Raw genomic sequence first — 25,261 nt, 5'->3', positions numbered from 1 at the left:
GGGGGGGGGGCGGCGTTGGTAGTGTAGGGGGCGGCGGGCCTTTTTAGGGGGGGGCCCCCCGCGCCCCCCTCGACCGCCGCCGCCACGGAGACCTGCCGGCCGTCCGGCGCTCGGTACTCGCCCGCCGCCACGATGCGCTCGGTCTCCGTGGCGACGCCGCGCAGGCGCGCGCTCATGGCGCCACCCCCGTGGACGCCATGATCACGGCCCGCGCGGAATCCCCCGTCGTGCTCATGCACGCATCCTGGGTGATGCTGGGATGCGGTGCAACGGAGTTTCCCGGCCCCGGAACGGGCCGGGAACGCACGAGGAAACGGAGGTTACCGATCCGGAACGTCCCGTTGGGCACTCTTGTGCGATTCGGCGCGAGGGTCTTGGGTGGGACGAGTGCCCGCGCGGCCCATCCGCGGGCCGGGCAGGTGGCATGGTGGAATCTCAGGAGGATCCCGACATGTCTGACTCGACACACGAAGGTGGCGACTGTACGGAGCCCCGCACGGCCGTCACCGAAGCCGAGGTGGAGGCCCTGGTCCGGGGCATCTGCTTCAAGACAGGTCCGCCCCGCACGCTCGGGGTCGAAGTGGAATGGTTCGTCCACGAGCTGCGGCTGCCGCAGCTCCCGGTGACACCCGAAAGACTCGAAGCGGCCTACGCCGACCTGCGGACCGTGCCCCTGCGGTCGCCGCTGACCGTCGAACCCGGCGGCCAGCTGGAGCTGAGCTCGCCACCCGCCGCCTCCCTGATGGAGTGCGTGGACATCGTCTCGGCCGACCTGGACACCGTCCGCACGGTCCTCGCCGAGCACGGCCTCGGCCTCCTCGGCGCAGGCCACGACCCCTGGCACACACCCCGCCGGTTCCTGCGCCAACCGCGCTACGACGCCATGGAGGCCTGCCTCGACCGCACCGGCACGGCGGGCCGGCACATGATGTGCTCCTCGGCCTCCGTCCAGGTCTGCCTGGACGCCGGTCTTGAGGAACCGGGGCCGCTCGGGTACGAACGGCGCTGGTGGCTGGCGCACCAGCTGGGCGCGGTCCTGGTGGCCGCGTTCGCCAACTCCCCGCTGGTCGCCCTCGAACCCACCGGCTGGGCCTCCACCCGGCAGCTGCTGTGGATGGAGATCGGCGCCGGCCGGGCGGGTGCTCCCCCGCCGGACGGCGACCTCCGCGGCGCCTGGGCCGGGCACGTGCTGGACTCCCCGGTCATGTGCGTCCGCCAGGACAGCGGCCCCTGGACCGTGCCGGAGGGGCTGACCTTCCGCGAGTGGACCCGCTCGCAATCCCCACGGCCGCCCACCCGGGCGGATCTCGACTACCACCTGACCACCCTGTTCCCGCCGGTCCGGCCGCGCGGGCACCTGGAGCTGCGCATGATCGACGCACAGCCCGGCGACGACGGCTGGATCGTGCCGCTGGCGGTCACGGCGGCGCTGTTCGACGACCCGGAAGCCACCGAGGTCGCGCACCAGGCGGTGAAACCGCTGGTGGAGCGGTCGTTGAACCTGCCCGCCCCGCACAATCCGCTGTGGCTCGACGCGGCCAGGCACGGGATCGCCGACCCCGAGCTGCGCGAGGCCGCCGTGACCTGTTTCGAGGCGGCGCTGGGGGCGCTGCCCCGGCTCGGCGCCACCCCCGCGGTCATCGACGCCGTGGCGGCGTACCTGCACCGCTACGTCGAGCGGGGCCGCTGCCCGGCCGACGACCTGCTCGACCGCCTGCACGGCACGCACACCCACCGGCCCCGGCCGCGCTCGACCGGGGGCAGGCGCCCCACCCACGGGAGGAAGGACATCCGCACATGACCGCCCCCGAGACCGAGAAGACGTCGGTGCCCGAGGCGGAGGCGCTGCGCGAGCGCGCGCTCGCCTCGCTCACCACCGCGCGCGCCCGCACCACACTGCTGACCAGCTGTGTGGAGGACCCCGATCTCACCGCGCAGCACTCCCCGCTGATGTCACCGCTGGTCTGGGACCTCGCGCACATCGGCAACCAGGAGGAGCAGTGGCTGCTGCGGGCGGTCGGCGGCCGGGAGGCGATGCGGCCCGAGATCGACGGCCTGTACGACGCCTTCGAGCACCCGCGCGCCGAGCGCCCCTCGCTGCCGCTGCTGCCGCCCGCCGAGGCCCGCGGGTACGCGGCCGAGGTACGCGGCCGGGTGGTCGACCTGCTGACGGCCGCCGACTTCCACGGCAGCCGGCTGACCGAGGCCGGGTTCGCCTTCGGGATGATCGCCCAGCACGAACAGCAGCACGACGAGACGATGCTGATCACCCATCAGCTGCGCCGGGGGCCGCGGGCCCTGACCGCCCCCGACCCGGAACCGGTCCCGCTGTTCCCGGGCCCGGCCGAAGTCCTGGTGCCCGGCGGCCCGTTCACGATGGGCACCTCCAGCGAACCCTGGGCGCTGGACAACGAGCGCCCGGCGCACCCGGTTCAGGTGGCGCCGTTCTGGATCGACACCACACCGGTGACGAACGCGGCGTACCAGGCGTTCATCGAGGACGGCGGCTACGACACGGAGCGCTGGTGGACGCCGGAGGGCTGGGCGCACGTCCGGCAGCACTCCCTCACCGCCCCGCTGTTCTGGCGCAGGGACGGCGGGCAGTGGCTCCGGCGCCGCTTCGGGGCCACCGAGGCGGTGCCGGCCGACGAGCCGGTGCTGCACGTGTGCTGGTACGAGGCGGACGCCTACGCCCGCTGGGCCGGCCGCCGGCTGCCCACCGAGGCGGAGTGGGAGAAGGCCGCCCGCCACGACCCGGTCACCGGGCGCTCCACCCGCTACCCGTGGGGTGACGCCGACCCGGAGCCCGAGCACGCCAACCTGGGCCAGCGGCACCTCAGGCCCGCCCCGGCCGGCAGCTACCCGGCCGGCGCGTCGCCGCTCGGTGTGCGCCAGCTGATCGGGGACGTGTGGGAGTGGACGGCGAGCGACTTCCAGCCGTACCCGGGGTTCCGGGCGTTCCCGTACAAGGAGTACTCGGAGGTGTTCTTCGGCTCCGCGTACAAGGTGCTGCGGGGAGGCTCGTTCGCCGTGGACCCGGTGGCCTGCCGGGGCACGTTCCGCAACTGGGACCACCCGATCCGGCGGCAGATCTTCTCCGGGTTCCGCACCGCCCGCTCGGAGGCCATCTGATGTGCCGTCACCTCGCTTACGTGGGGCCCGAGGAGTCGCTCGGCAGGCTCCTCGTGGAGCCCCCGCACAGCCTTTACCGGCAGTCGTGGGCGCCCCGGCGGCAGCGGCACGGGACGGTCAACGCCGACGGTTTCGGGGTGGGCTGGTACGTCGCGGACGATCCGGTGCCGGCCCGCTACCGGCGGGCCGGGCCGATCTGGGCCGACCTGTCCTTCGCCGACCTGGCCCGGGTCGTGCGGTCCTGCGCGGTGCTCGCCGCCGTGCGCGACGCGACCCTCGCGGGCGCGGACGCCGAGGCCGCGGCGGCGCCCTTCGCCGCCGGGGAATGGCTGTTCAGCCACAACGGCGCCGTGGCCGGCTGGCCGGACGCCGCGGCACCGCTGGTCGCGGCCCTGCCTCCGGTCGACCTGCTGTCGCTGCAGGCGCGCACCGACTCGGCGTTCGTCTGGGCGCTGGTGCTGCACCGGCTGCGCTCGGGCGACGAGCCCGGGCGCGCCCTGGGCACGGTGGTGCGCTCGGTCGCCGAGGCGGCTCCCGCGTCCCGGCTGAACCTGCTGCTCACCGATGGCGTCACCGTCGCGGCCACCGCCTGGGGCGACAGCCTCTGGTACCGCGCCGAGCCCGGCACCGGCACGGTCGTCGCCTCCGAGCCGTACGACGACGACCCGCTCTGGCAGGAGGTCCCCGACCGCACCGTGCTCACGGCGAGCCGGGCCGGCGTGCTGCTGGCCCCGCTCGAGGACCCGGCCCTCTCCCCCGCTCCCGGCTCCGCCCGAGCGGGGGGACCCCCATCCCCGAAGGAGCCCCGTACGTGAGTCCCCTGCACGTCACCCGCACCCTCCCCGAGGGCGCCACGGACGCCGCGCTGCGCGCCGATGTCCTGAGCGGCCTCACCGACCACCCCAAGACGCTGCCGCCGAAGTGGTTCTACGACGCCGTGGGCAGCGAGCTGTTCGAGCGGATCACCGAACTGCCCGAGTACTACCCGACGCGGGCCGAGCGGGAGATCCTCGCCGTCCGGTCCGGCGAGATCGCCGCGGCGAGCGGGGCGCGCACCCTGGTGGAACTCGGTTCCGGCTCGTCGGAGAAGACCCGCTTCCTGATCGACGCGCTCACCTCGCTGCGGTCCTACGTGCCCGTGGACGTCAGCGAGAGCGCCCTGACCCAGGCCGGGCGTGCGCTGATCGAGGAGCGTCCCGACCTCGACGTGCACGCGCTCATCGCCGACTTCACCGCGCCGCTGGAACTGCCCGCGACGCCCGGACCCCGGCTGGTGGCCTTCCTCGGGGGCACGATCGGCAACCTGCTGCCCGCCGAGCGGGAGAAGTTCCTCGCCTCCGTGCGCGCCCTGCTCGCACCCGGCGACGGGCTGCTGCTCGGCACGGACCTGGTCAAGGACGAGCGGGTGCTGGTCCGGGCGTACGACGACGCGGCCGGCGTGACGGCCGCGTTCAACAAGAATGTCCTTGCCGTCGTGAACCGGGAGCTGGGCGCCGACTTCGACCCGGCCGCCTTCGACCACGTAGCGCTGTGGGACGCGGAGCGGGAATGGATCGAGATGCGGCTGCGCTCCCGCTCCGCGCAGACCGTCAAGGTGCCCGCGCTCGACCTCGCCGTGCACTTCGCCGCGGGCGAGGAGCTGCGTACCGAGGTGTCGGCGAAGTTCCGCCGGGAGGGGGTGAGCGCCGAACTCGCCGCCTCCGGCCTCGAACTGACCCACTGGTGGACGGACGCCGAGGGCCGCTTCGCGCTGTCGCTCAGCGTGGCGCGCTGAGCGGGGGCCCGCCGGACCGCGGCGCGCCGGTTCAGCCCAGGTCGGTGGCGAGGGCCTCGGTGATCTTGCGGGAGGCCCGCCGGGCCTCGGTCGCGGGGTCGGCCCCGCCGAGCACCTTGGTCATGTACCCCTTGATCGGGTTGTCGGCCTCCACGGCCGCCCACTGAGGGGTGTTGGGGGTCGCCCGGCCGTGTGCGGCGCCCGCCGCCATGGCGGCGACCCCCTCCTCCCCGGCGACCGCGCCGGCCAGAGTGGTCTTGTTGGGCACGTAGTTCATGGTGCGGGCCAGTTCGGTGTCCCACTTGGCGCCGGTGAGCGCCCCGACGACGGCGGTCGCGGCGAACTGGTCGTCGGTGTTCTGCGGGACGACGAGGTCGGAGCCGCCGGTGAAGACCGTACCGGGCCGGGCGGCGCTCTTGCCGGGCACCGGGAAGAAGCCGAGCTTGCCCTTGAGGCCGGGGTTCTGCTGCACGATGGCCTGGGCCGTCCCGGGCACGGCGACGATCTGGGCGACCTTGCCGCCCGCGAACACCCCGGCCTGGGACGGGTGTTCCTCGTCCGAGGCGACGGGGCCCTCGCCGAGCGCCTGGAGCCGCCGGTAGAAGGCCATGCCGCGCAGCGCGGCCGGGGTGTCCAGGGTGCCCCGCCACTCGTAGTCCTTCTCCTGGGCGAGTTCGCCGCCCTCGTCCCAGATGAAGCCGGAGAGCGTGTACCAGTCCTGACCGGCGAGGTAGATCCCCTGGTTGCCACCGGAGTCCAGCTTCTCGGTGTCGCCGAGCCAGGCGTCGCGGGTCTTCGGCGGGTCGGTGATGCCGGCCCGCCCGAAGAGGTCCTTGCGGTAGATGACCACCCGGTTGGCCGCGTACCAGGGCACGCCGTACTGCTTGTTGCCCTCCTTGCCGGGTTCGGCGAGGCCCGGCAGCCAGTGCTCCTTGCCCCAGTCGCGCATGGACTCCAGGGTCAGGTCGGCGAGCCGGCCGTCGTCGACGTACTGCGGGACCTGGGTGTTGCCCACCTCGATGACGTCGGGCGCGTCCTCGGCATGGCTCCTGAGCGCCTTCCGGACCTTCTCGACGATCCCGGTCCACTCCTGGATGCGGATGTCCAGGCGCTGGTCGTCGTGGGTGCGTTCGAAGTCCTCGGTGAAGCGTGCCAGGAACTCCTTGGAGGCACTGTCCTTCATCAGCCACACGGTGACGGTGTGCCGGTCGTGCCCGCCCGGGAGGAGGCCGCAGCCGCTGGCGAGGGAACCGGTGACACAGAGAAGGGCGAGCAGACGACGTCTCACGAGAGGGTCCTGTTCTGTCTGGCATGGGCGGTGCGGACAGGCGAGAGGGCCCGACGTGGGGGGACGAGCGGAAAGCTCGTACGGGTGTACGGGATTTTGGTATGGACCAATGCTCAGGTCAAGCGAAACGGACGGTACAGGTGCGACATCTCGCGCACCGGGCGCGGATACGGCACGGTGGAGTACGGCGTGACACACCGGTCACGACGGACGTGAGGGACGCACCCCGCGGCCTCACGGCGGAGAGGAGCACCCGCATGTCGAACCACACCTACCGGGTCACCGAGATCGTCGGCACCTCACACGAGGGCCTCGACCAGGCCATCCGCAACGGCATCTCGCGCGCCGGGCAGACGCTGCGCAACCTGGACTGGTTCGAGGTGACCCAGGTGCGTGGCCAGATCGAGAACGGCCGGGTCGAGCACTACCAGGTGGGTCTGAAGGTGGGGTTCCGCATCGAGGACGGCGAAGGCGCGGAGTAGCGGGTGGCCGCGGAGCGGCGGGTGGTCCTCAGGTCCTGCCCTCGCGCTCCTGCGCGTCCTCCAGCGCCGCGGACCTGGCCGCCCAGCGGGCCCGCACGACGGTGAAGCCGGCCCGCTCGGCGTCGTCGCAGACGAGTTCGTCGTCGTCGACGAGCACCCGGACCTCGCGGTCCCGGGCGAGCCGGCGCAGGATCTCCAGCTTGGTGAACCGCGCGGGCCTGCGGTCGGCGTCCCGGCGCATGTGGACGCGTCCCTCCGGCAGCCCGTGGGCCGCCAGCCAGTCCAGCGTGTCGCGGCGGCAGCGCTCGGGCCGCCCGGTGAGATAGACGATCTCGCACTCCCCGGCCGTCTCCAGGACGAGCGCCACGCCCTCGGCGAGCGGCGGGTCGGCGGGCGCGGCCGCGAAGAACCCGTTCCAGTCGCGTGGCCTGCCGGTCAGGAAGTGCTGCCGGTGGGCGGTGTCGGCGAGGGTGTTGTCGAGGTCGAACACCCCGACCGGACGTCCGCTGCTGTCGGTCACGGGGCCACCCTAGTCACCCCGCGTCAACTTCCCCCGCCGGCGGGCCGCATGCTTCTGTCATGTCTTCCGTCATGTCTTCCGTCATGTCTTCCGTACCCCGGGCCGTTCCGGCCAACTCCGACCGTCCCTGCGCCGTCGTCGTCTGCCGGGGCTGCTGCTGCGGCGACCCGGCCAAGCACCCCGGGGCCGACCACGAGGGGCAGCTGGAGCGGCTGCGGGCGGCGGCGACCGAGGGCGGCTTCGAGGTGCGTACGAGCGACTGCCTCGGCCCCTGCGACCAGGCGAACGTGATGGTGGTGCGCCCGTCCGCGGAGGGGCGCCGGGCCGGCGGGCGGCCCACCTGGATCGGGTTCGCGCTGGACGAGGCGTGCACCGACGAGGTCGCCGAGTGGGCCGGCGCGGGCGGTCCCGGGGTCGCCGGGCCGCCGCTCGCTCTGGAGCTGCAGATGATCCGGGCGCCACGGGGCGCCCGGGCCCGCACGGGAGGCTGACCGGCGCCGGAGGCCCGGGGGCTGTCCGCCCGCGGGCGGACCGTGACAGGCCGTGGCCGTGGGTGACGGCGGGAATCCCCCGGCCGCCGCGGTGTTGAACCCTGCGTGAGTGCAGTGATCGCCCGGACCAGGTTCTCCGTCCTCGACCGCTCCCGTACCCGGGAGGGCCACCCGCCCGCCCAGGCGCTGCGGGACACCGTCGCGCTGGCCCGGGAGGCGGAGGCACTCGGCTACCACCGCTTCTGGGTGTCCGAGCACCACGGCGTGCCCGGGGTCGCCGGGTCTGCGCCGACCGTGCTCGCGGCCGCCGTGGCGGCCGCGACCGGCACCATCCGGGTCGGCACCGGCGGGGTCATGCTGCCCAACCACCAACCCCTGGTGGTCGCCGAGCAGTTCGGAGTGCTCGAGTCGCTCTTCCCGGGCCGGATCGACATGGGGCTCGGCCGTTCCGTGGGCTTCACCGGCGGGGTGCGCCGGGCGCTGGGGCGCGGCAGGGAGGACGCCGAGGACTTCGCCGCGCAGCTCGACGAACTGCTCGGCTGGTTCGCCGGGACCTCCCCGACCGGGGTGCACGCCCGGCCGGCGGAGGGCCTGCGCGTGCCGCCGTTCGTGCTGGCGATGGGCGAGGGCGCGCGCATCGCCGCCCGCGCCGGTCTGCCCATGGTCATCGGGGACCTGCGGGGCCGCGAGCGGATGCTGCGCGGCATCGAGGAGTACCGCTCCCTGTTCCGCCCCTCGCCGTGGGCACAGGAACCGTACGTGATCGTCTCCGGCACCGTGGCCGTCGCCGGGACCGCGGAGGAGGCCCGGCGGCTGCTGGTCCCGGAGGCCTGGGCCATGGCGTACTCGCGCACCCACGGCACCTTCCCGCCGCTGGCCCCGGCCGAGGCGGTCCTTCAGCGCGCGATGAGCGCGAAGGAACGCGAGTTCTACGAGTCCGGGCTTCGCGGGCACATCGCCGGCACCGGCGACCAGGTCGCCGACGAACTGGAGTCGGTGCTGAAGGAGACGGGCGCCGACGAGGTGCTGGTCACCACCAGCGGCCACGACCGCGCCGCGCTGCTGGACTCCTACCGACGCCTCGCCGCGCTCGTTTCACCGGCTCTCTGAACGGTCCGGGCTCAGCCCTCCACCACGGCCGGCTTGTCCGTCCGGATCTCCACCGAGCCGTCCGCCGCGTCCACCACCGCCCGGTCCCCCGCTTCGAGTCGGCCGGAGAGCAGCAGGTCGGCGAGGCGGTCGTCCACCTCGCGCTGGATGGTGCGGCGCAGCGGGCGGGCGCCGAAGTCGGGCTGGTGGCCGAGGTTGGCGAGCTGGTCGGCGGCCGCGTCGGTGACCTCCAGGGATACGTCCTGGGCGTGCAGGCGGCGCCGGGTGTGCTCCAGCATCAGGTCCACGACCTGGCGCAGCTCGGTGCGGTCCAGGCCGCGGAAGACGATGATCTCGTCGATGCGGTTGAGGAACTCCGGCCGGAAGTGCTGCTGCAGGGCCGGCATGACCGCCTCGCGGATCTTGCCGTAGTCCTCCGTGCCGGCGGCCAGGATGCGGTCGGCGCCGATGTTCGAGGTCATGATGACGACGGTGTTCTTGAAGTCGACGGTACGGCCCTGGGAGTCGGTGAGGCGGCCGTCGTCCAGGAACTGCAGCAGGGTGTTGAAGACGTCGGGGTGTGCCTTCTCCACCTCGTCCAGCAGCAGGACGGCGTACGGCTGCCTGCGCACGGCCTCGGTGAGCTGGCCGGCCTCCTCGTGGCCGACGTATCCGGGCGGGGCGCCGACCAGCCGGGAGACGGTGTGCCGCTCCTGGAACTCGCTCATGTCGAGGCGGATCATGCGGCTCTCGTCGCCGAAGAGGGCGGCGGCGAGCGCGCGGGCCAGTTCGGTCTTGCCGACGCCGGTCGGGCCGAGGAACAGGAAGCTGCCGACGGGACGGTTGGGGTCGCTCATGCCGGCCCGGGCGCGGCGCACGGCCCGGGCGACGGCGGTGATCGCCTCGTCCTGGCCGACGACCCGCTGGTGCAGGTGCTCCTCCAGCTTCATCAGTCGCTCCCGCTCCTCCTCGGTGAGCTGGGCGACCGGGATGCCGGTGGTGCGGGAGACGACCTGGGCGATGTCCTCGGCGGTGACCTTCGGGGCGTGCTCGTCGGTCTTGCCCGCCGCGGCCAGTTGGCCTTCCGCCTCCTTGATCCGATCCCTCAGTTCCTTGGCGCGCTCGTACTCCTCGTCGGCGACCGCCTGGTCCTTCTCCCGGTTCAGGGCGGCGACACGGTCCTCGATCTCCCGGGTGACCTCCAGCGGGGTCCTGGCCCGCAGCCGGACCCGGGCCGCCGCCTGGTCCATCAGGTCGATCGCCTTGTCGGGCAGGAAGCGGGCGGTGATGTACCGGTCGGACAGCTCGGCCGCGGCCACCACCGCCTCGTCGGTGATGCGGACCTGGTGGTGGGCCTCGTAGCGGTCGCGCAGGCCGCGCAGGATCTCGATGGTGTCGTCCACGCCGGGCTCGCCGACCAGGATGGGCGCGAAGCGGCGCTCCAGGGCGGCGTCCTTCTCGATGTGCCTGCGGTACTCGTCCACCGTCGTCGCGCCGATCAGGTGCAACTCGCCGCGGGCCAAGGCGGGCTTGAGCATGTTGCCCGCGTCCATCGCGCCCTCGCCGCCGCCTCCCGCCCCGACCATGGTGTGCAACTCGTCCAGGAACAGGATGAGTTCGTCGCCGTGCTCGCTGACCTCGTCCAGCAGCTTCTTCAGCCGCTCCTCGAACTCGCCCCGGTACTTGGTCCCGGCCACCATGCCGGCCAGGTCCAGCGAGACCAGCCGCTTGCCGGTGAGCGTCCCGGGCACGTCGCCGGCGACGATGCGCTGGGCGATGCCCTCGACCACGGCGGTCTTGCCGACTCCGGGGTCACCGATCAGGACCGGGTTGTTCTTGCCGCGCCGGGAGAGCACCTCGATGGTCTGCTCGACCTCGTCGTCGCGTCCGATCACCGGGTCGAGGCGGCCGTCGCGCGCGTCCTCGGTCAGATCGCGGCCGTACTCGTCCACGGTCGGGGTGCTGCTGGGCATCTTCCGCTCGGCCGTGCCCTCGGTGGGCAGCCGGGTGGGTTCCCAGCCGCCCTCGCCCAGCGCCTGACCTGCGGCCGACTCCGGGTTGGCGGCGAGAGCCCGCAGCAGATGGCCGGGGCCGATGTAGGAGGCGCCCTCGGCCCGGGAGACGCGGTAGGCGTCGAGGAGGGCGCGCTTGGCCGACGGGGTGAGCGTGCTGGGCTCGGTCCGCTCACCCCCGTCGCCCATGGCGCCGAGCTGCTCGCGGAGCCGGTCGGGGTCGGTGCCGGACTCGGTGAGCAGGCGCCGGGTGGACTCGTTCCGGGTCGCGGCGGCCAGCAGGTGCCGGGCGTCCAGTTCCTCGCTGCCCTCGGCGCCCGCGATGTCCCTCGCCTCGGCGACCAGTTCCATGGCCCGCTCGGAGAGCAGGCCGGCGATGTCGACGCGCTGGGGCCGGCGGGTGGCCGGGGACGCCTGTCCGCCCGGCCCGAAGAACCGGGACATCAGCTCGTCGAACTCCTCGAAGGGACTGCGGCCGAATCCGAAGCCGGGTGTGCTCATGGCGCGGGCCTTTCTGGGGCGACGGACATACGGCACCAAACTGTCACAACCGGATCGGGCGTGCATGGGGGCATGGGCCTCCGCGATCCCGAGATGCGAGTCCGGGCCGCAGCGGGGAGGCTGGGAGTGCGAGCCTCAAGCGACGAGGAGGGCTGCGATGTCCTTCATGGACAAGATCAAGGGCATGCTCAAGGGCCACGAGGACATGGCCGACAAGGGCATCGACAAGGGCGGTGACTACGTCGACCAGCGGACCGGGAACAAGTACAAGTCGCAGGTCGACACCGGCCAGGACAAACTGCGGGACGAGTTCGGCACCAGGCCGCAGGGCCCGGACAACCCTCCGCGGCCGTAACCGGCGGGGGCGGCCCCAGCGCCGTGCGGCGCCCGGCTAGGATCGCGAGGTTCGACCCCGCCCCGGCAGGCCCGTACGGAGTTCCCCCCGATGCACAGCCCCCATGACCCCTACGTGCGGGTGCGCGGCGCCCGCGAGCACAACCTCAAGGGCGTCGACGTGGACGTCCCGCGGGACGTGCTGGCCGTGTTCACCGGCGTGTCCGGCTCGGGCAAGTCGTCCCTGGCCTTCGGCACCGTCTACGCCGAGGCGCAGCGGCGCTACTTCGAGTCGGTCGCGCCGTACGCGCGCCGGCTGATCCACCAGGTGGGGGCGCCGAAGGTCGGTGAGATCACCGGGCTGCCGCCCGCCGTCTCGCTCCAGCAGCGCCGTTCGACGCCCACCTCGCGCTCCTCCGTGGGCACGGTCACCAATCTCTCCAACTCCCTGCGCATGCTGTTCTCCCGGGCCGGGGAGTATCCGCCGGGCGCCGAGCGGCTGGACTCGGACGCGTTCTCACCGAACACGGCGGCCGGCGCCTGCCCGGAATGCCACGGCCTCGGCCAGGTGCACGGCACCACCGAGGAGTTGCTGGTGCCCGACCCCTCGCTGTCGATCCGCGAGGGCGCGATCGCCGCGTGGCCGGGTGCCTGGCAGGGCAAGAACCTGCGCGACATCCTCGACGCGCTCGGCCACGACGTGGACCGGCCCTGGCGCGAACTGCCCGCCGCCGAGCGGGAGTGGATCCTGTTCACGGACGAGCAGCCGGTCGTCACCGTCCACCCGGTCCGGGACGCCGAGCGCATCCAGCGGCCGTACCAGGGCACGTACACCAGCGCCCGACGCTACGTGCTGAAGACGTTCTCCGACACCAAGTCGGCCACCCTGCGGGCCAGGGCCGAGCGATTCCTGACCAGCACGCCCTGCCGGGTGTGCGGGGGCAGCAGGCTGCGGCCCGAGGCGCTGGCGGTCACCTTCGGCGGCCGGAACATCGCGGAACTGGCCGCGCTGCCGCTGACCGACCTGGCCGGGCTGCTCGTCGGCCGTACCGAAACGGCCCGGGTGCTCACCGGGGACCTGAGGGCGCGGATCGGACCCGTCGTCGAACTAGGGCTCGGTTACCTCAGTCTGGACCGGGCGGCCCCCACCCTGTCGGCGGGCGAGCTGCAACGGCTGCGGCTGGCCACCCAGTTGCGCTCCGGCCTGTTCGGTGTCGTGTACGTGCTGGACGAACCGTCGGCGGGGCTGCACCCGGCGGACACCGAGGCGCTGCTCACCGTGCTGGACCGGCTCAAGAGGGCCGGGAACTCGGTGTTCGTGGTGGAGCACCACCTGGAGGTGGTGCGCGGCGCCGACTGGCTGGTGGACGTCGGCCCCGGCGCGGGCGAGCACGGCGGGCGGGTGCTGTACAGCGGCCCGGTCGCGGAACTGGCCTCGGTCGAGGAGTCGGCCACGGCCCGCTACCTCTTCGACGAGGCCCCGGGCCCGGCCCGCGAGATCCGTGAGCCGCGCGGATGGCTGGAGGTCGGGCCGGTGACCCGGCACAACCTGCGCGCGGTGACGGCCGGCTTCCCGCTCGGCGCGTTCACCGCCGTCACCGGCGTCTCTGGGTCCGGGAAGTCCACGCTGATCGGCGAGTTGACCGGGGACCTGCCAGGGGTCGGCCGCCTCGTCCGGGTGGACCAGAAGCCGATCGGGCGCACCCCGCGCTCCAACCTGGCCACCTACACCGGCCTGTTCGACGTCGTACGGAAGGTGTTCGCCGCCACCGGCGAGGCGCGGGACCGGGGCTACGGCGTCGGCCGGTTCTCGTTCAACGTGCCGGGCGGGCGCTGCGAGAACTGCCAGGGCGAGGGATTCGTCAGCGTCGAGCTGCTGTTCCTGCCGAGCACGTACGCCCCCTGCCCGGAGTGCGGCGGCGCCCGCTACAACCCCGAGACGCTCCAGGTGGCGTACCGGGGCCGGAACATCGCCCAGGTCCTCGATCTCACGGTCGAGGAGGCGGCCGGGTTCTTCGCCGACATCCCGGCCGCGATGCGCAGCCTGGGCACGCTGCTGGACGTGGGCCTCGGCTATCTGCGCCTCGGCCAGCCCGCGACCGAGCTGTCCGGCGGCGAGGCCCAGCGGATCAAGCTGGCCGGCGAGTTGCAGCGCGGCCGCCGCGGCCACACCCTCTACCTCCTGGACGAGCCGACGACCGGGCTGCACCCGGCCGATGTCGAGGTGCTGATGGACCGGCTGCACGGGCTGGTCGACGCCGGGCACACGGTCGTCGTGGTGGAGCACGACATGACGGTGGTCGCCGAGGCCGACTGGGTGATCGACCTGGGGCCGGGCGGCGGCGACCGGGGCGGGCGCATCGTGGCGGCCGGGCCGCCGCAGCGGGTGGCGCGCGTGGAGGGCAGCGCCACCGCGCCCTATCTGGCCCGGGTCATGCCCTGAACCCCGGGCGCCCGCGGGGCCAGCAGGACCGTGTGGGTCCAGGCCGGCGCGGGCGTGACCGGCTGGGCGGCGCGGGCGAGGGCCCGGCGGTCGGGCTGGGCGCCGGGCGGTATCACCGGCCGGGTCTCCACCTCGGCCACCAGGCCGCGCGCCCGGGCGACCCGCCACAGCGAGGCGAGCAGGGTGTCCTCGCCGACGAAGGCGGCGGCGGTGCCGGCCGCCTGGCCGTCCTGCCGGTAGCGCAGTGCGACCGGCTGCACCGGCACGCCCGCGTCCAGCGCGGCCTGGAAGACGGCCCGGTGGAACGGGCCGTGCGCGCGCCCGCACCAGGTGCTGCCCTCGGGGAAGGCGGCCACCGCCGCGCCCCGGTCCAGGGCGTGCGCGATCCGGGCGACCGTGCCCGGCAGCGAGCGCAGCCGGTCGCGCTCGATGAACAGCGCCCCGCCGCGCGCGGCCAGCGCTCCGGCCACCGGCCACCGCCGGATCTCGGTCTTGGCGAGCATCCGGGCGGGGCGTACGGCGGCGAGCAGCGGGATGTCCAGCCACGAGACGTGGTTGGCGACCAGCAGCAGGCCGCCCGCGGGTGCGGGGCCGCCGGTGAAGCTGACCCGGACCCCGACGGCCCGCACGACGGTCCGGCACCACCGCCTGACCCACTCGGCGGGGATCCTCCCCCGCAGGCGGGGGCACCCCCAGCCGAGCAGGGACAGCGCGATCCCGGCCAGCACCAGGACCGCGACCGCGGTGAGCCGCAGCACCGCGCGGGGCACGGCCACCACGGGCGCGGCCGGCTCCACGCAGGCGCCCGGGGTGCAGGGCGCGCTGGGCAGCCAGGCGCTCATCGGCCCGGTACGAGGGAGAGGAAGTGCCGCAGGTAGCGCGGGTTGACCCGGCGCATGGACAGCAGCACGTACAGGTCGGCGACCCCGAAGTCCGGGTCGTGGGCCGGCTCCCCGCACACCCAGGCGCCCAGCCGCAGATAGCCGCGGAGCAGGGCGGGCAGTTCGGTGCGTACGGCGGGGGCGCCCGCGTCCGGGACCCAGGGCAGCAGCGGCCGTACCCGGTACTCCTCCGGGGCCAGGTGCTTGTCCTGGACCCGCTGCCAGGTGGCGCTCGCCAGGGTGCCGCCGTCGGCGAGCGGGACGGAGCAGCAGCCGGCCAGCCACTCGTGGCCCCGGTCCACCATGTAGCGGGCCAGGCCGGCCCAGATCAGGCCGATGACGGCGCCGTCGCGGTGGTCGGGGTGCACGCAGGAGCGGCCGACCTCGACGAGGCCGGGCCTGATCCCGTCGAGCCGGGCCAGGTCGAACTCGCCCTCCGAGTACAGCCGGCCGGCCACCGCGGCCCGCTCCGGCGGCAGCAGCCGGTAGGTGCCGACGACCTGCCCGCTGACGGTGTCGCGGACCAGCAGGTGGTCGCAGTACGCGTCGAACGCGTCGACGTCGTGCCCGGGTTCCGGGGTGGTGAGCAGGGCGCCCATCTCGCCGGCGAAGACGTCGTGCCGCAGCCGCTGCGCGGCACGCACGTCGGCCTCGTCGCGGGCGAGGGCGACGGTGTAGCGGGTGGGTGCCGCGGGCTGCGGAGGACGGTCGAGCGTGGTGACGCCGGTCATGGCTTACTCCATGGTCGCGGGCCGGGGGCGGCGGGAGCGGCGGCGGCCGGTTCGGGACCGCCGGTCCTGTTCTTCCGATGCCGGTTGGCGTGCACGTGACCGATGGCGGGAGAGCGGGTGTGGGCTTGCTGAACGGCGCGGGCGGCGCGGGCGGCGCGGCGCGAAAACCGGACGTGAGCGTAAGCCGGACGGGAGCGGAAACCGGACGGGGCGAAAGCCAGACGGGACCGGGAGGAGCACCTCTCCCGGTCCCGCCCGTCCGCCTGTCCGTCGGCGAACGTCTGTGGCCGGGCGGCTAGCGCCCGCCCGACTTCCGGGTGGCGCGCAGCCACTCCCGGTTCATGCCGGTGATGGACACGAGGGGGATGCCCTTGGGGCAGGCGGTGGCGCACTCGCCCGCCAGCGTGCAGCCGCCGAACCCCTCGGCGTCCATCTGCGCCACCATGTCCAGCACCCGGGTCTCCCGCTCGGGCGCACCCTGGGGCAGCACGTTCAGGTGGTTGACCTTGGCGGAGGTGAACAACATCGCCGCGCCGTTCGGGCAGGCGGCCACGCAGGCCCCGCAGCCGATGCACTCGGCGTGCTCGAAGGCGAAGTCGGCGTCGGCCTTGGGCACCGGCGTGGCATGGGCCTCCGGCGCCGATCCGGTGGGGGCGGTGACGTAGCCGCCGGCCTGGATGATCCGGTCGAAGGCGGACCGGTCGACGACCAGGTCCCTGATCACCGGGAAGGCGGCGGCGCGCCACGGCTCGATGTCGATGGTGTCGCCGTCCCGGAAGGACCGCATGTGCAGCTGGCAGGTGGTGGTGCGCTCGGGGCCGTGCGCCTCGCCGTTGATGACGAGGGAGCACGCCCCGCAGATCCCCTCCCGGCAGTCGTGGTCGAAGGCGACGGGTTCCTCGCCGGCGAGGATGAGCCGCTCGTTGAGGACGTCCAGCATCTCCAGGAAGGACATGTCGGACGAGATGCCGTCCACCTCGTAGGTGGCCATGGCGCCTTCGGCGTCGGCGTTCTTCTGCCGCCAGACGCGCAGGGTGAGCTTCATGCGTAGCTCCGCTGGGTGGGGTGGACGTACTCGAAGACGAGGTCTTCCTTGTGCAGCACGGGGGCCTCGCCGGTGCCGGCGAACTCCCAGGCCGCGGCGTAGGCGAACTCCTCGTCCCTGCGGGCGGCCTCGCCGTCGGGTGTCTGGGACTCCTCGCGGAAGTGGCCGCCGCAGGACTCGGCGCGGTGCAGCGCGTCGAGGCACATCAGCTCGGCGAGCTCCAGGTAGTCGACGATCCGGTTGGCCTTCTCCAGCGACTGGTTGAACTCCTCGCCGGTGCCGGGCACCTTGATGCGCCGCCAGAACTCCTCGCGGATCTGCGGGATGCGCTCCAGCGCCTTGCGCAGGCCGGCGTCGGTGCGGGCCATGCCGCAGAACTCCCACATCAGTTCGCCGAGTTCGCGGTGGAAGGAGTCGGGGGTGCGGTCGCCGTCGACGGCGAGGAGCAGGTTGAGCCGGTCCTCGGTCTCCGCCCGTACCTCCTGGACGACGGGGTGTTCGGCGGTGACCGCCTCCTGGTGGGGGTTGCGGGCCAGGTAGTCGTTGATGGTGGCCGGCAGCACGAAGTAGCCGTCGGCCAGGCCCTGCATCAGCGCGGAGGCGCCGAGCCGGTTGGCGCCGTGGTCGGAGAAGTTGGCCTCGCCGACCGCGAACAGGCCCGGGACCGTGGTCTGCAGGTCGTAGTCGACCCACAGGCCGCCCATGGTGTAGTGCACGGCGGGGTAGATCCGCATGGGCACCTCGTACGGATCCTCGTCGGTGATCCGCTGGTACATGTCGAAGAGGTTGCCGTACTTGGCCTCGACGGCCCTGCGGCCCATGCGCCGGATGGCGTCGGCGAAGTCCAGGTAGACGCCCTGGCCGCCGGGGCCCACGCCCCGGCCCTCGTCGCAGACGTTCTTCGCGGCGCGGGAGGCGATGTCGCGCGGGACCAGGTTGCCGAAGGAGGGGTAGACGCGCTCCAGGTAGTAGTCGCGCTCGTCCTCGGGGATCCGGTTCGGCGGGCGGTCGTCGCCCTTGGCCTTCGGCACCCAGATGCGGCCGTCGTTGCGCAGCGACTCGCTCATCAGGGTCAGCTTGGACTGGTGGTCGCCGGTGCGCGGGATGCAGGTGGGGTGGATCTGGGTGAAGCAGGGGTTGGCGAAGTAGGCGCCGCGCCGGTGGGCCCGCCAGATCGCGGTGGCGTTGGAGTTCATGGCATTGGTCGACAGGTAGAAGACGTTGCCGTAGCCGCCGCTGGCGAGGACGACGGCGTCCGCGACGTACGTGTCGATCCGGCCGGTGATCAGGTCCCGTGCCACGATGCCGCGCGCCCGTCCGTCGACGACGATCAGGTCCAGCATCTCGGTGCGCGGGTGCATCTCCACGTTGCCGGCGGCGATCTGCCTGCTGAGCGCCTGGTAGGCGCCGAGCAGCAGCTGCTGGCCCGTCTGGCCGCGGGCGTAGAAGGTGCGGGAGACCTGGACACCGCCGAAGGAGCGGGTGTCGAGCAGGCCGCCGTACTCGCGGGCGAACGGCACGCCCTGGGCCACGCACTGGTCGATGATCTCGACGGAGATCTGCGCGAGGCGGTGGACGTTGGACTCGCGGGAGCGGAAGTCGCCGCCCTTGACGGTGTCGTAGAACAGGCGGTGGACCGAGTCACCGTCGTTGCGGTAGTTCTTGGCCGCGTTGATGCCGCCCTGGGCGGCGATGGAGTGGGCGCGGCGCGGGGAGTCCTGGTAGCAGAACTGGACGACGTGGTAGCCCTGTTCGGCGAGAGTGGCGCCGGCCGAGCCGCCGGCGAGGCCGGTGCCGACCACGATGATCGTCTGCTTGCGCCGGTTGGCGGGGTTGACCAGCTTCGCCTCGAAGCGGCGCTTGTCCCACCGCTCGTGGACCGGGCCCGAGGGGGCCTTGGTGTCGACGACCGGCTCGCCCGTCGCGTACTTCACGTATTCGATCATGTCAGCTCACCACTCCGGTCATGACGCCCACGGGTACGGCGATGAAGCCGGCCGTGAGCAGCAGCGCGAGGACGTCGGCGACGATCTTCAGGGCCCGGTCGCGGGCACGGCTGCCGACGCCGAGGGTCTGGGCGGCGCTCCAGAAGCCGTGCCGTACGTGCAGGCCGAGCGCGAGCATCGCGACGATGTAGACGACGTTGCCGTACCAGGTGGAGAAGGTGTCCACGACGTTCTGGTACGGGTGGCCCTCCTGGAAGCCGCCGGAGTGCACGGTGCCGGTGGTCAGGTCCAGGAGGTGCCAGACGATGAACAGGCCGAGGATGACGCCGCCCCAGCGCATGGTCCGCGTGGCGTAGCTCGCCCGCGGCTTGCGGTGCACGTACTTCCTCGGCCGGGCGTTGATGTCGCGGCGGCTGAGCTGGTAGGCGGAGGTGGCGTGCGCGACCACGGCGGCGACGAGGACGATCCGGATGAGCCAGAGCGTCCACTCGTAGTGCATGAACGGTTCGCCGACGGTGCGCAGCCAGTGGGCGTAGTGGTTGAACTCGCCCGCCCCGAAGTAGATCTTCAGGTTTCCGATCATGTGCGCGACCAGGTAGAGCAGCATGATCAGGCCGCTGACGGCCATGACCGCCTTCTTGCCGACCGTGCTGTCCCAGATCGAGCGCGCCATGGACGGTCGTCGGTCCGTCCGCGTTGCCAGAGCCATGGGTCAGACGCTAGGGCCGAAGGTCCCCATCGGTCCAAGACATGGTCTGCCTCGTTTCCATAGGCTGGGGCTATGCTCGGGCTATGCAGTTCCAGCAGCTCCAGTACTTCGTGGCCGTGGCCGAGACCCGGCACTTCACCCGCGCCGCCGAGCTGGTGCACGTGGCCCAGCCGTCGCTGTCCCAGCAGATCAAGGCGCTCGAGCGGGAGCTGGGCGCGGATCTCTTCCTGCGCGCCCGGGGCAACATCACGTTGACCGACGCGGGCGAGGCGCTGCTGCCGCTGGCCCGGCGCATCCTCGCGGACACCGACACCGCCCGGCACGAGGTGCAGGAGCTGGTGCAGCTGCGCCGGGGCCGGGTCCGGCTGGGCGCGACGCCCAGCCTGTGCACCGGTCTGCTGCCGGACGTCCTGCGCGCCTTCCACGACCGTTATCCCGGCATCCGGCTGATGATCGAGGAGGGCGGGTCGCACGACCTGGTGCGGGGGCTGGCCCGGGGCGCCCTCGACCTGGCCCTGGTCGTCCTGCCGCTGCCGACGCCCGCGCCCGCGCTGACCACGGTGGAGCTGCTGCGGGAGGACCTCGTGGTGGTGTCCTCGCCGGAGTCCCCGGCGCCGGGACGGGACGGCCGGGAGGTCGGCATCGGCGATCTGGCGGGCGAACGCCTCGTGATGTTCCGGCACGGCTACGACCTGCGGGAACTGACCGTGGCCGCGTGCCGCTCCGCCGGGTTCGAGCCGGACTTCGCGGTGGAGGGCGGCGAGATGGACGCGGTGCTGGGCTTCGTGCGGGCGGGGCTGGGCGTGGCCGTGGTGCCCCGCATGGTCGCCACCCGCGCGGGCCACGGCCTGCGGGTCACTCCGCTGGCCCGGCCGGGGCTGCACCGGACCATCGCACTGGCCCACCGCAGCGACGTGGCTCCGCCTCGGGCCGCTCGGGAGTTGCAGCGGATGTTGCTGGAGCGGTGAGGGTTCCTTTGCGGGCGGGCGGGTGCGTCTGCCTCCGTCTCGCCGTTTCGGGGCGCGGGTGTGCTGTGGCCGCTCGCGCGGTTCCCCGCGCCCCTTCGGGGCTCCGCCCCGCTCAGCCCCTCGCGTCTGCCAGGGCCAGGTCGTGGAGCCTTTCCGGCGGGCCGGGCCTGGCGTAGTACCAGCCCTGGGCCGTGTCGCAGCCCAGTATGCGGAGCTGTTCCGCCTGGGCGCCGGTCTCCACGCCCTCGACGGTGACCGCGAGGTCGAGGCTGTGGGCCAGGGAGACGATGCCCTCGACGATCTTCAGGTCGACGGGGTCGGCCGGGAACTGCTGCATGCCCTGGGTGAACGAGCGGTCCAGCTTGAGGATGCGCACCGGCAGCCGGCGCAGGTTGGCGAGATTGGAGTAGCCGGTGCCGAAGTCGTCCAGGGCGATGTCGACACCCATCTCGGCCAGCCGGCGCAGCGGCTTGAGGAGGTCGTCGTCGGCGCCGATCAGCGCGGACTCGGTGACCTCCAGGCAGAGGGCGTCCGGGGTGACACCCGCCCGTTCGAGGATGTCCACCGTGTCCTGGACCAGACCGGGATGGCTGAGCTGGCACGGCGAGAGGTTGACGTTGATGCGCAGCGGTCCGGTGCCGTCGCCGAGCCGCTCCCGCCACTCGCGGGCCTGCCGGATGGACTCCTCGAGGACCCAGCGGCCGAGCGGGACGATGAGCCCCGTGTGCTCGGCGAGCGGGATGAAGCGGTCGGGTCCGAGGACGCCGTGCTGCGGGTGCAGCCAGCGGACCAGGGCCTCGGCGCCGCGGACGCTGCCGTCGCCGAGGTGCACCAGCGGCTGGTACTCGATGAAGAACTCGCCGCGCTCCAGGGCCGTCGGCAGGGCGGTGGTCAGCCCGTGCCGGGTGATCGCGCGGGCGTCCGCCTCAGGATCGGCGAGTTCGGAGCGGTTGCCGCCCGCCGACTTGGCCCGGTACATGGTGATGTCCGCGCTGCGCAGCACCTCCGCCGCGGTGCGCTCCCCGGCCGGGCCCTCCACGATGCCGAGGCTGCCCCGCACCAGCAGGTCGCGGCCGTCGATGCTGATGGGCGTGACCAGGGCGCTCATGATGCGTTCGGCCAGCTCGTCGACCTCGCGCTCGGTGCCGGGCCCGGTGGTCAGCGCCACGAACTCGTCGCCGCCGAGCCGGGCGACCATCTCGCCGGGGGCGGTCGCGCAGGACTGGAGCCGGTCGGCGACCTCCACCAGCAGCCGGTCGCCGGCCGCGTGGCCGAGGCTGTCGTTGATGGTCTTGAACCCGTCCAGGTCCAGGTAGCACAGACCGAAGCGCTGGCCCTCGCCCGCGCCGAGCGCCTTCTCCAGCCGCTCGAAGAACAGCGTGCGGTTGGGCAGCCCGGTCAGCGCGTCGTGCGTGGCCTCGTAACGCAGCCGGAGGTTGAGCAGGCGCCGCTCGGTGGTGTCCTCCATGAGGGCCAGCTGGTACTGCGGCAGGCCGTCGGCGTCCCGCAGCAGGGAGACGGTCAGGTTGGTCCACAGGACCGTGCCGTCCTGGCGGTTGAAGGCCTTCTCCAGGTGGTAGTGCTCGCGCTCGCCGCGGACGAGCTCCTCGTAGAGCCTCCACGTCTGGGGTGCGTCCTCGGGGTGCGTCCACTCCATGACGTTGCGGCCGCGCAGGGTGTTCTCCGAGCCGCCGAACATACGCAGCAGGGCCTGGTTCACCTGCAGCACGTTGCCGTCCAGGTCGGCGATGCCGATTCCTATGGCCGCGCCCTCGAAGACCGCCCGGAACCGGGCCTCGCTCGCGTGCAGCGCCTGCGCGACCACGCCCTGGGCCCGCAACGCGGCCTGAGCGATGGCCTCCTGCTCGGCGAGGGTGCGCTCGCGCAGCGCCTGCGCGTACCCGGCGGCCATCGCATGCTGCAACCGCGAGGAGCGCATGCGCAGTTCGTCCTGGGGGCCGTCCTCGCCGCAGTACAGGACCAGGTAGGCGTCGACGCAGTCCAGGGTGCGGGTGAGCGCCTCCGGGTCGGTGCAGTGGGCCCCGACGAGGGCGGCGCCGACGGCCCTCGCCTCCTCGGCGTCGAAACTGCGGGCCCGCAGCAGCCCGCTCAGCCGGCGGGCGAGCGGAAGGAGCAGTTCCTCGAACTCGACACGGGTGAACGACGTGGAGGTGACGGGGAAGACCGCCCGGCTCCAGATCGTCGTCAGCCGGCGCAGTCTGTCCTCCGGCCCGTCCGGCTCCGCGCTCACGCCGTACGCCCCACGCCGGCGAACCCGGAGAACGCGTACGGGTCCTCGTCCTCCGGCGCCGACTCCGGGCGCCAGTGCGGCATCGGCACCAGGCCGGGTTCCACCATGTCGTACCCCTCGAAGAACCGCGCGATGTCGTCGCGCGAGCGCATGATCAGCGGGTTGCGGATGTTCTTGTACACGTCCACCGCGCCCTCGGCCCGTTCCGCCGGCAACGGGATTCCCTCGTACGAGGCGTGCGTGAGGATCAGCAGGCTGCCGGGCGCGAGTGCGCCGCGCAACTCGGCCACCGCAGCGTACGGGTCGTCCGCGTCTTCCACGAAGTGCAGTATGGCAACGAGAAGGAGCGCCACTGGCCGATTCAGGTCGATCAGGCGCTCAAGCCGGGGGCTCGCGAGGATCTCCCGGGGCTTGCACAGGTCGGCGGCCACCACGTCCACGCGGTCGTTGCCCGCCAGCACCGCCTCGCTGTGCGCCACCGCCACCGGGTCGTGGTCGACGTAGAGCACGCGGGCGTCGGGCGCGGCGGCCTGGGCCACTTCGTGGACGTTGCCGAAGGTCGGGATGCCGGAACCGATGTCGAGGAACTGGGTGATGCCCTCCGCCGCCGCGAAGCGCACGGCCCGGCGCATGAACGCCCGGTTCGCCTGCATGATCTTCGGCAGGCCCGGCATGAACTCCATGGCCCTGCGGGCCGCTTCCCGGTCGACCTCGAAGTTGTGCGAACCGCCCAGGTAGTAGTCGTAGATACGCGAAACGCTCGGCACCGAGATGTCGATGCTCCGGGGGGCCCAGGCGGGACGCTCCATGTATCTCTCCAGGCGTGGACGACGTGTGTAGGCGATCCGGTGTTCGAGCTGAGGCTACTGATCGCCCGCCAAAGGAGCGACCCGAACCGGAAATTGACCATCCGTTCCCGGTCACTGCCTGCGCAAGTGCCCGTGTGGCCCCGCTGTGCGACGACTGTCCGGCTTGCCGCTTGCCACTCGCCGCGGGGGCCCCGCACACACAACGGTCCGCCCCCTCCGTGCGGTGCGGAGGGGGCGGACCTTCGGTCGGGTGCCGGTGGGCGGGGCGATCGACCCTGGGGAGGTGATCTCTTACTTGCCCGGCGCGCCGACCGGCTTGCCGTCGGGCGAGACGGCGTACCAGGTGCCGCCCACGCCCTGACCGTTGGTGTCCCCGGGCGCCTTGTCACCGGAGAAGGTGTAGATCGGCCAGCAGTTGACCGTCATCTGCTTGGTGCCGTCGGGCCGGGTGAAGCCCATCAGGCCCTTCTTCTGCACGCCCTTGGTGTCGTCGGACTTGACGGGGGCGACCGCCGGCCACTTCTCCAGGCAGGCGCCGGTGCAGTTGGAGACGGACTTGGGCCACGCCTTGTCCTTCAGGAAGCGGTAGACCGTCATGCCGTTGCGGTCGACGACGACCTCGCCGAGCTTGGGGTCCTTGCGCACCGAGAGGCCCGGCAGGGACGACAGCGAGGCCTTCTTGCCGTTGGGGGCGAGCGCGTACCACTTGCCGCCCACGCCCTGGCCGTTGACGTCACCGGAGTTGACGTCCTTGACGTAGCGGTAGGCGGGCCAGCCGGCGATGGTCAGCTGCTTGCTGCCGTCGGCCCGGGTGACCTCGCCCAGCAGGGCCTTGTCGATGCCGGCGCCGGCGGTGGCGTCGTCGGCGGGCACCGGCGGCCAGGTGGTGGCGCAGTCGCCCGCGCAGTTCGACTTGGGCGGGTTCGCGGTGTCCTTGTCGAACCGGTACAGCGTGAGGCCGGAGCCGTCGGTCAGCACCTTGCCCAGGTCGGGGTTGGCGGCCACCGTCAGCTTGCCCGCGGGGGTGGCCGGGCTCGGGGAGCTGGAGCTCTGGTTGCCGTCGGCGCCGTAGCCGTTGCCCGCGACCGTGCCGGTGCCGGTCCCGGGCGTGGCGCCGGAGTTGTAGTCCCCGGCCGCCGCCGTGGCCCCGACGTTCTGGGCCGCCGATGCCGGAGTGGTCGCGTTGTCCTGACCGCACGCCGTCGTCAGCGCCAGCACCGAAGCGGCCGTGGCCACCAGTGAGGCGGCCCGCCAGGAGGTCTTCATCGTCAACTCCCCTAATTTCGCCTGGATTCTGCAGCGCTTGCTGTGCCGCCGCACGGCCATGGGTACGCGGCGCGGGGGCGGGAGCGTTCAACCGGGGCACGAATTTCTTTCCGGATCCGGTGCCGGGCCCGACGCCCAGGGGGTCGTACGGGCACGCAAACCGTGCCAGTCATACCCCTTTCCACTCGTCAAACCATCGATCGCGCTTTGTCCCCCCTTTGGGGTAATCCCGGGACACCACGGCGTGCGGCCGCGCTCAGCGGCTCATGATCTCGGTCGTGCATGGACCCGAAGTGACCCGATGTGCGCCCGCCGCACGGGTGTTGGCCCTTCTGACCCTGACCTGGACCCTGGTGGGGTGCCCGGTCGGGACCGCGTCGGCCGACGCGTGCGCCTATGCCTCGACGGGCCCGGACGGCACGGTCGCGGTGGCCGTGGCGGGCGGCGGCCACGATCACGGCGGACACGGCGACGGCGACGGCAACGGCGACGACCAGGGCGGCGGCCCCTGGCACCCCGGGCATCACTGGCACCACTGGCCCGTCCCGGCCTGCCCGGAGCCCACCCCGCCGCCGTGCCCGCCGTGATCG

22 protein-coding genes are annotated in these 25,261 nt (G+C 72.9%); 11 read left to right on the top strand and 11 right to left on the bottom strand.

The features are described 5' to 3' along the window. Window positions 1-451 precede the first annotated feature (451 nt). Genes egtA through egtD form a run of 4 tightly spaced genes read left to right on the top strand, consistent with a single transcriptional unit; the run spans window position 452 to window position 4,906 of the window. Window positions 452-1,801: an ergothioneine biosynthesis glutamate--cysteine ligase EgtA gene (gene egtA, locus V7E45_RS14855; protein WP_333774621.1), complete on the top strand. Its 1,350-nt coding sequence runs from the start codon at window positions 452-454 to the stop codon at window positions 1,799-1,801. Next, window positions 1,798-3,132 carry an ergothioneine biosynthesis protein EgtB gene (gene egtB / locus V7E45_RS14850; RefSeq protein WP_333774620.1) on the top strand — a complete coding sequence of 445 codons (1,335 nt, stop codon included), beginning with the start codon at window positions 1,798-1,800 and terminating at the stop codon, window positions 3,130-3,132. The genes egtA and egtB overlap by 4 nt, the downstream gene beginning before the upstream one ends. Next, window positions 3,132-3,947 carry an ergothioneine biosynthesis protein EgtC gene (egtC, locus tag V7E45_RS14845; RefSeq protein ID WP_333774619.1) on the top strand — a complete coding sequence of 272 codons (816 nt, stop codon included), beginning with the start codon at window positions 3,132-3,134 and terminating at the stop codon, window positions 3,945-3,947. The genes egtB and egtC overlap by 1 nt, the downstream gene beginning before the upstream one ends. Then, window positions 3,944-4,906, top strand: a complete 963-nt coding sequence (egtD, locus tag V7E45_RS14840) for an L-histidine N(alpha)-methyltransferase (RefSeq protein WP_333774618.1) — start codon at window positions 3,944-3,946, stop codon at window positions 4,904-4,906. The genes egtC and egtD overlap by 4 nt, the downstream gene beginning before the upstream one ends. 31 nt (window positions 4,907-4,937) lie before the next feature. Here egtD and V7E45_RS14835 read toward each other — a convergent pair whose 3' ends face one another. Continuing rightward, a complete protein-coding gene (locus V7E45_RS14835) occupies window positions 4,938-6,194 on the bottom strand; it encodes an extracellular solute-binding protein (RefSeq protein WP_333774617.1) in 1,257 nt (418 codons plus the stop codon). A gap of 257 nt (window positions 6,195-6,451) precedes the next feature. Here V7E45_RS14835 and V7E45_RS14830 point away from each other — a divergent pair, with 257 nt between their 5' ends. Further along, window positions 6,452-6,676: a dodecin gene (locus tag V7E45_RS14830; protein WP_333774616.1), complete on the top strand. Its 225-nt coding sequence runs from the start codon at window positions 6,452-6,454 to the stop codon at window positions 6,674-6,676. Window positions 6,677-6,704: 28 nt separating this feature from the next. Here the strand turns inward: V7E45_RS14830 and V7E45_RS14825 are convergent, their stop codons facing one another. Next, complete coding sequence (locus V7E45_RS14825; protein ID WP_333774615.1) at window positions 6,705-7,196, bottom strand: phosphatase domain-containing protein; 492 nt, start codon at window positions 7,194-7,196, stop codon at window positions 6,705-6,707. 83 nt (window positions 7,197-7,279) lie between these two features. Between V7E45_RS14825 and V7E45_RS14820 the strand changes: the two genes are divergently transcribed. Both V7E45_RS14820 and V7E45_RS14815 read left to right on the top strand, forming a co-directional pair. Continuing rightward, on the top strand, window positions 7,280-7,687 hold the full coding sequence (locus V7E45_RS14820; RefSeq protein WP_333774614.1) for a (2Fe-2S) ferredoxin domain-containing protein: 408 nt from the start codon (window positions 7,280-7,282) through the stop codon (window positions 7,685-7,687). 105 nt (window positions 7,688-7,792) lie between these two features. Further along, window positions 7,793-8,797: an LLM class flavin-dependent oxidoreductase gene (locus V7E45_RS14815; RefSeq protein WP_333774613.1), complete on the top strand. Its 1,005-nt coding sequence runs from the start codon at window positions 7,793-7,795 to the stop codon at window positions 8,795-8,797. An 11-nt stretch (window positions 8,798-8,808) separates the two neighbouring features. Here V7E45_RS14815 and V7E45_RS14810 read toward each other — a convergent pair whose 3' ends face one another. Continuing rightward, on the bottom strand, window positions 8,809-11,289 hold the full coding sequence (locus tag V7E45_RS14810; RefSeq protein WP_333774612.1) for an ATP-dependent Clp protease ATP-binding subunit: 2,481 nt from the start codon (window positions 11,287-11,289) through the stop codon (window positions 8,809-8,811). 157 nt (window positions 11,290-11,446) lie between these two features. On the opposite strand from V7E45_RS14810, the gene V7E45_RS14805 reads away from it, so the two are divergent. Together V7E45_RS14805 and V7E45_RS14800 are read left to right on the top strand one after the other, a co-directional pair. Further along, window positions 11,447-11,644, top strand: a complete 198-nt coding sequence (locus tag V7E45_RS14805) for an antitoxin (RefSeq protein ID WP_333774611.1) — start codon at window positions 11,447-11,449, stop codon at window positions 11,642-11,644. Between the two features lie 90 nt (window positions 11,645-11,734). Further along, a complete protein-coding gene (locus V7E45_RS14800; RefSeq protein ID WP_333774610.1) occupies window positions 11,735-14,065 on the top strand; it encodes an excinuclease ABC subunit UvrA in 2,331 nt (776 codons plus the stop codon). On the opposite strand, the gene V7E45_RS14795 is transcribed toward V7E45_RS14800, so the two are convergent. From V7E45_RS14795 to V7E45_RS14775, 5 genes are all read right to left on the bottom strand, one after another. Continuing rightward, complete coding sequence (locus V7E45_RS14795; RefSeq protein ID WP_333774609.1) at window positions 14,041-14,907, bottom strand: lysophospholipid acyltransferase family protein; 867 nt, start codon at window positions 14,905-14,907, stop codon at window positions 14,041-14,043. The genes V7E45_RS14800 and V7E45_RS14795 overlap by 25 nt on opposite strands. Next, window positions 14,904-15,677, bottom strand: coding sequence for a GNAT family N-acetyltransferase (locus tag V7E45_RS14790; RefSeq protein ID WP_333774608.1), 774 nt, complete (start codon window positions 15,675-15,677; stop codon window positions 14,904-14,906). Before V7E45_RS14790 ends, V7E45_RS14795 begins: the two co-directional genes overlap by 4 nt. A 295-nt stretch (window positions 15,678-15,972) precedes the next feature. Further along, entirely contained in the window at window positions 15,973-16,722 is a 750-nt protein-coding gene (locus V7E45_RS14785) for a succinate dehydrogenase/fumarate reductase iron-sulfur subunit (protein ID WP_333774607.1), read from the bottom strand. After that, on the bottom strand, window positions 16,719-18,668 hold the full coding sequence (locus tag V7E45_RS14780; RefSeq protein ID WP_333774606.1) for a fumarate reductase/succinate dehydrogenase flavoprotein subunit: 1,950 nt from the start codon (window positions 18,666-18,668) through the stop codon (window positions 16,719-16,721). The genes V7E45_RS14785 and V7E45_RS14780 overlap by 4 nt, the downstream gene beginning before the upstream one ends. Before the next feature lies 1 nt (window position 18,669). Then, the gene (locus tag V7E45_RS14775; protein WP_333774632.1) at window positions 18,670-19,341 is read right to left on the bottom strand and encodes a succinate dehydrogenase; all 672 of its coding nucleotides are present in this window, start codon (window positions 19,339-19,341) and stop codon (window positions 18,670-18,672) included. Window positions 19,342-19,460: 119 nt separating this feature from the next. Here V7E45_RS14775 and V7E45_RS14770 point away from each other — a divergent pair, with 119 nt between their 5' ends. Then, entirely contained in the window at window positions 19,461-20,345 is an 885-nt protein-coding gene (locus tag V7E45_RS14770) for a LysR family transcriptional regulator (RefSeq protein ID WP_333774605.1), read from the top strand. Between the two features lie 112 nt (window positions 20,346-20,457). On the opposite strand, the gene V7E45_RS14765 is transcribed toward V7E45_RS14770, so the two are convergent. The 3 genes from V7E45_RS14765 to V7E45_RS14755 form a co-directional block, all read right to left on the bottom strand. Next, window positions 20,458-22,596, bottom strand: a complete 2,139-nt coding sequence (locus V7E45_RS14765; RefSeq protein ID WP_333774604.1) for a putative bifunctional diguanylate cyclase/phosphodiesterase — start codon at window positions 22,594-22,596, stop codon at window positions 20,458-20,460. Continuing rightward, window positions 22,593-23,405 carry an SAM-dependent methyltransferase gene (locus tag V7E45_RS14760; protein WP_333774603.1) on the bottom strand — a complete coding sequence of 271 codons (813 nt, stop codon included), beginning with the start codon at window positions 23,403-23,405 and terminating at the stop codon, window positions 22,593-22,595. Before V7E45_RS14760 ends, V7E45_RS14765 begins: the two co-directional genes overlap by 4 nt. 291 nt (window positions 23,406-23,696) lie before the next feature. Then, entirely contained in the window at window positions 23,697-24,671 is a 975-nt protein-coding gene (locus V7E45_RS14755; RefSeq protein ID WP_333774602.1) for an SCO0930 family lipoprotein, read from the bottom strand. 278 nt (window positions 24,672-24,949) lie between these two features. On the opposite strand from V7E45_RS14755, the gene V7E45_RS14750 reads away from it, so the two are divergent. After that, window positions 24,950-25,258 carry a hypothetical protein gene (locus V7E45_RS14750; RefSeq protein WP_333774601.1) on the top strand — a complete coding sequence of 103 codons (309 nt, stop codon included), beginning with the start codon at window positions 24,950-24,952 and terminating at the stop codon, window positions 25,256-25,258. Window positions 25,259-25,261 lie beyond the last annotated feature (3 nt).

Source organism: Streptomyces sp. IBSBF 3136 (assembly GCF_036815105.1).
GTDB lineage: Bacteria > Actinomycetota > Actinomycetes > Streptomycetales > Streptomycetaceae > Streptomyces.
Note: the sequence above shows the minus strand (reverse complement) of the source record. Positions and strands in the feature narration are given on the sequence as shown.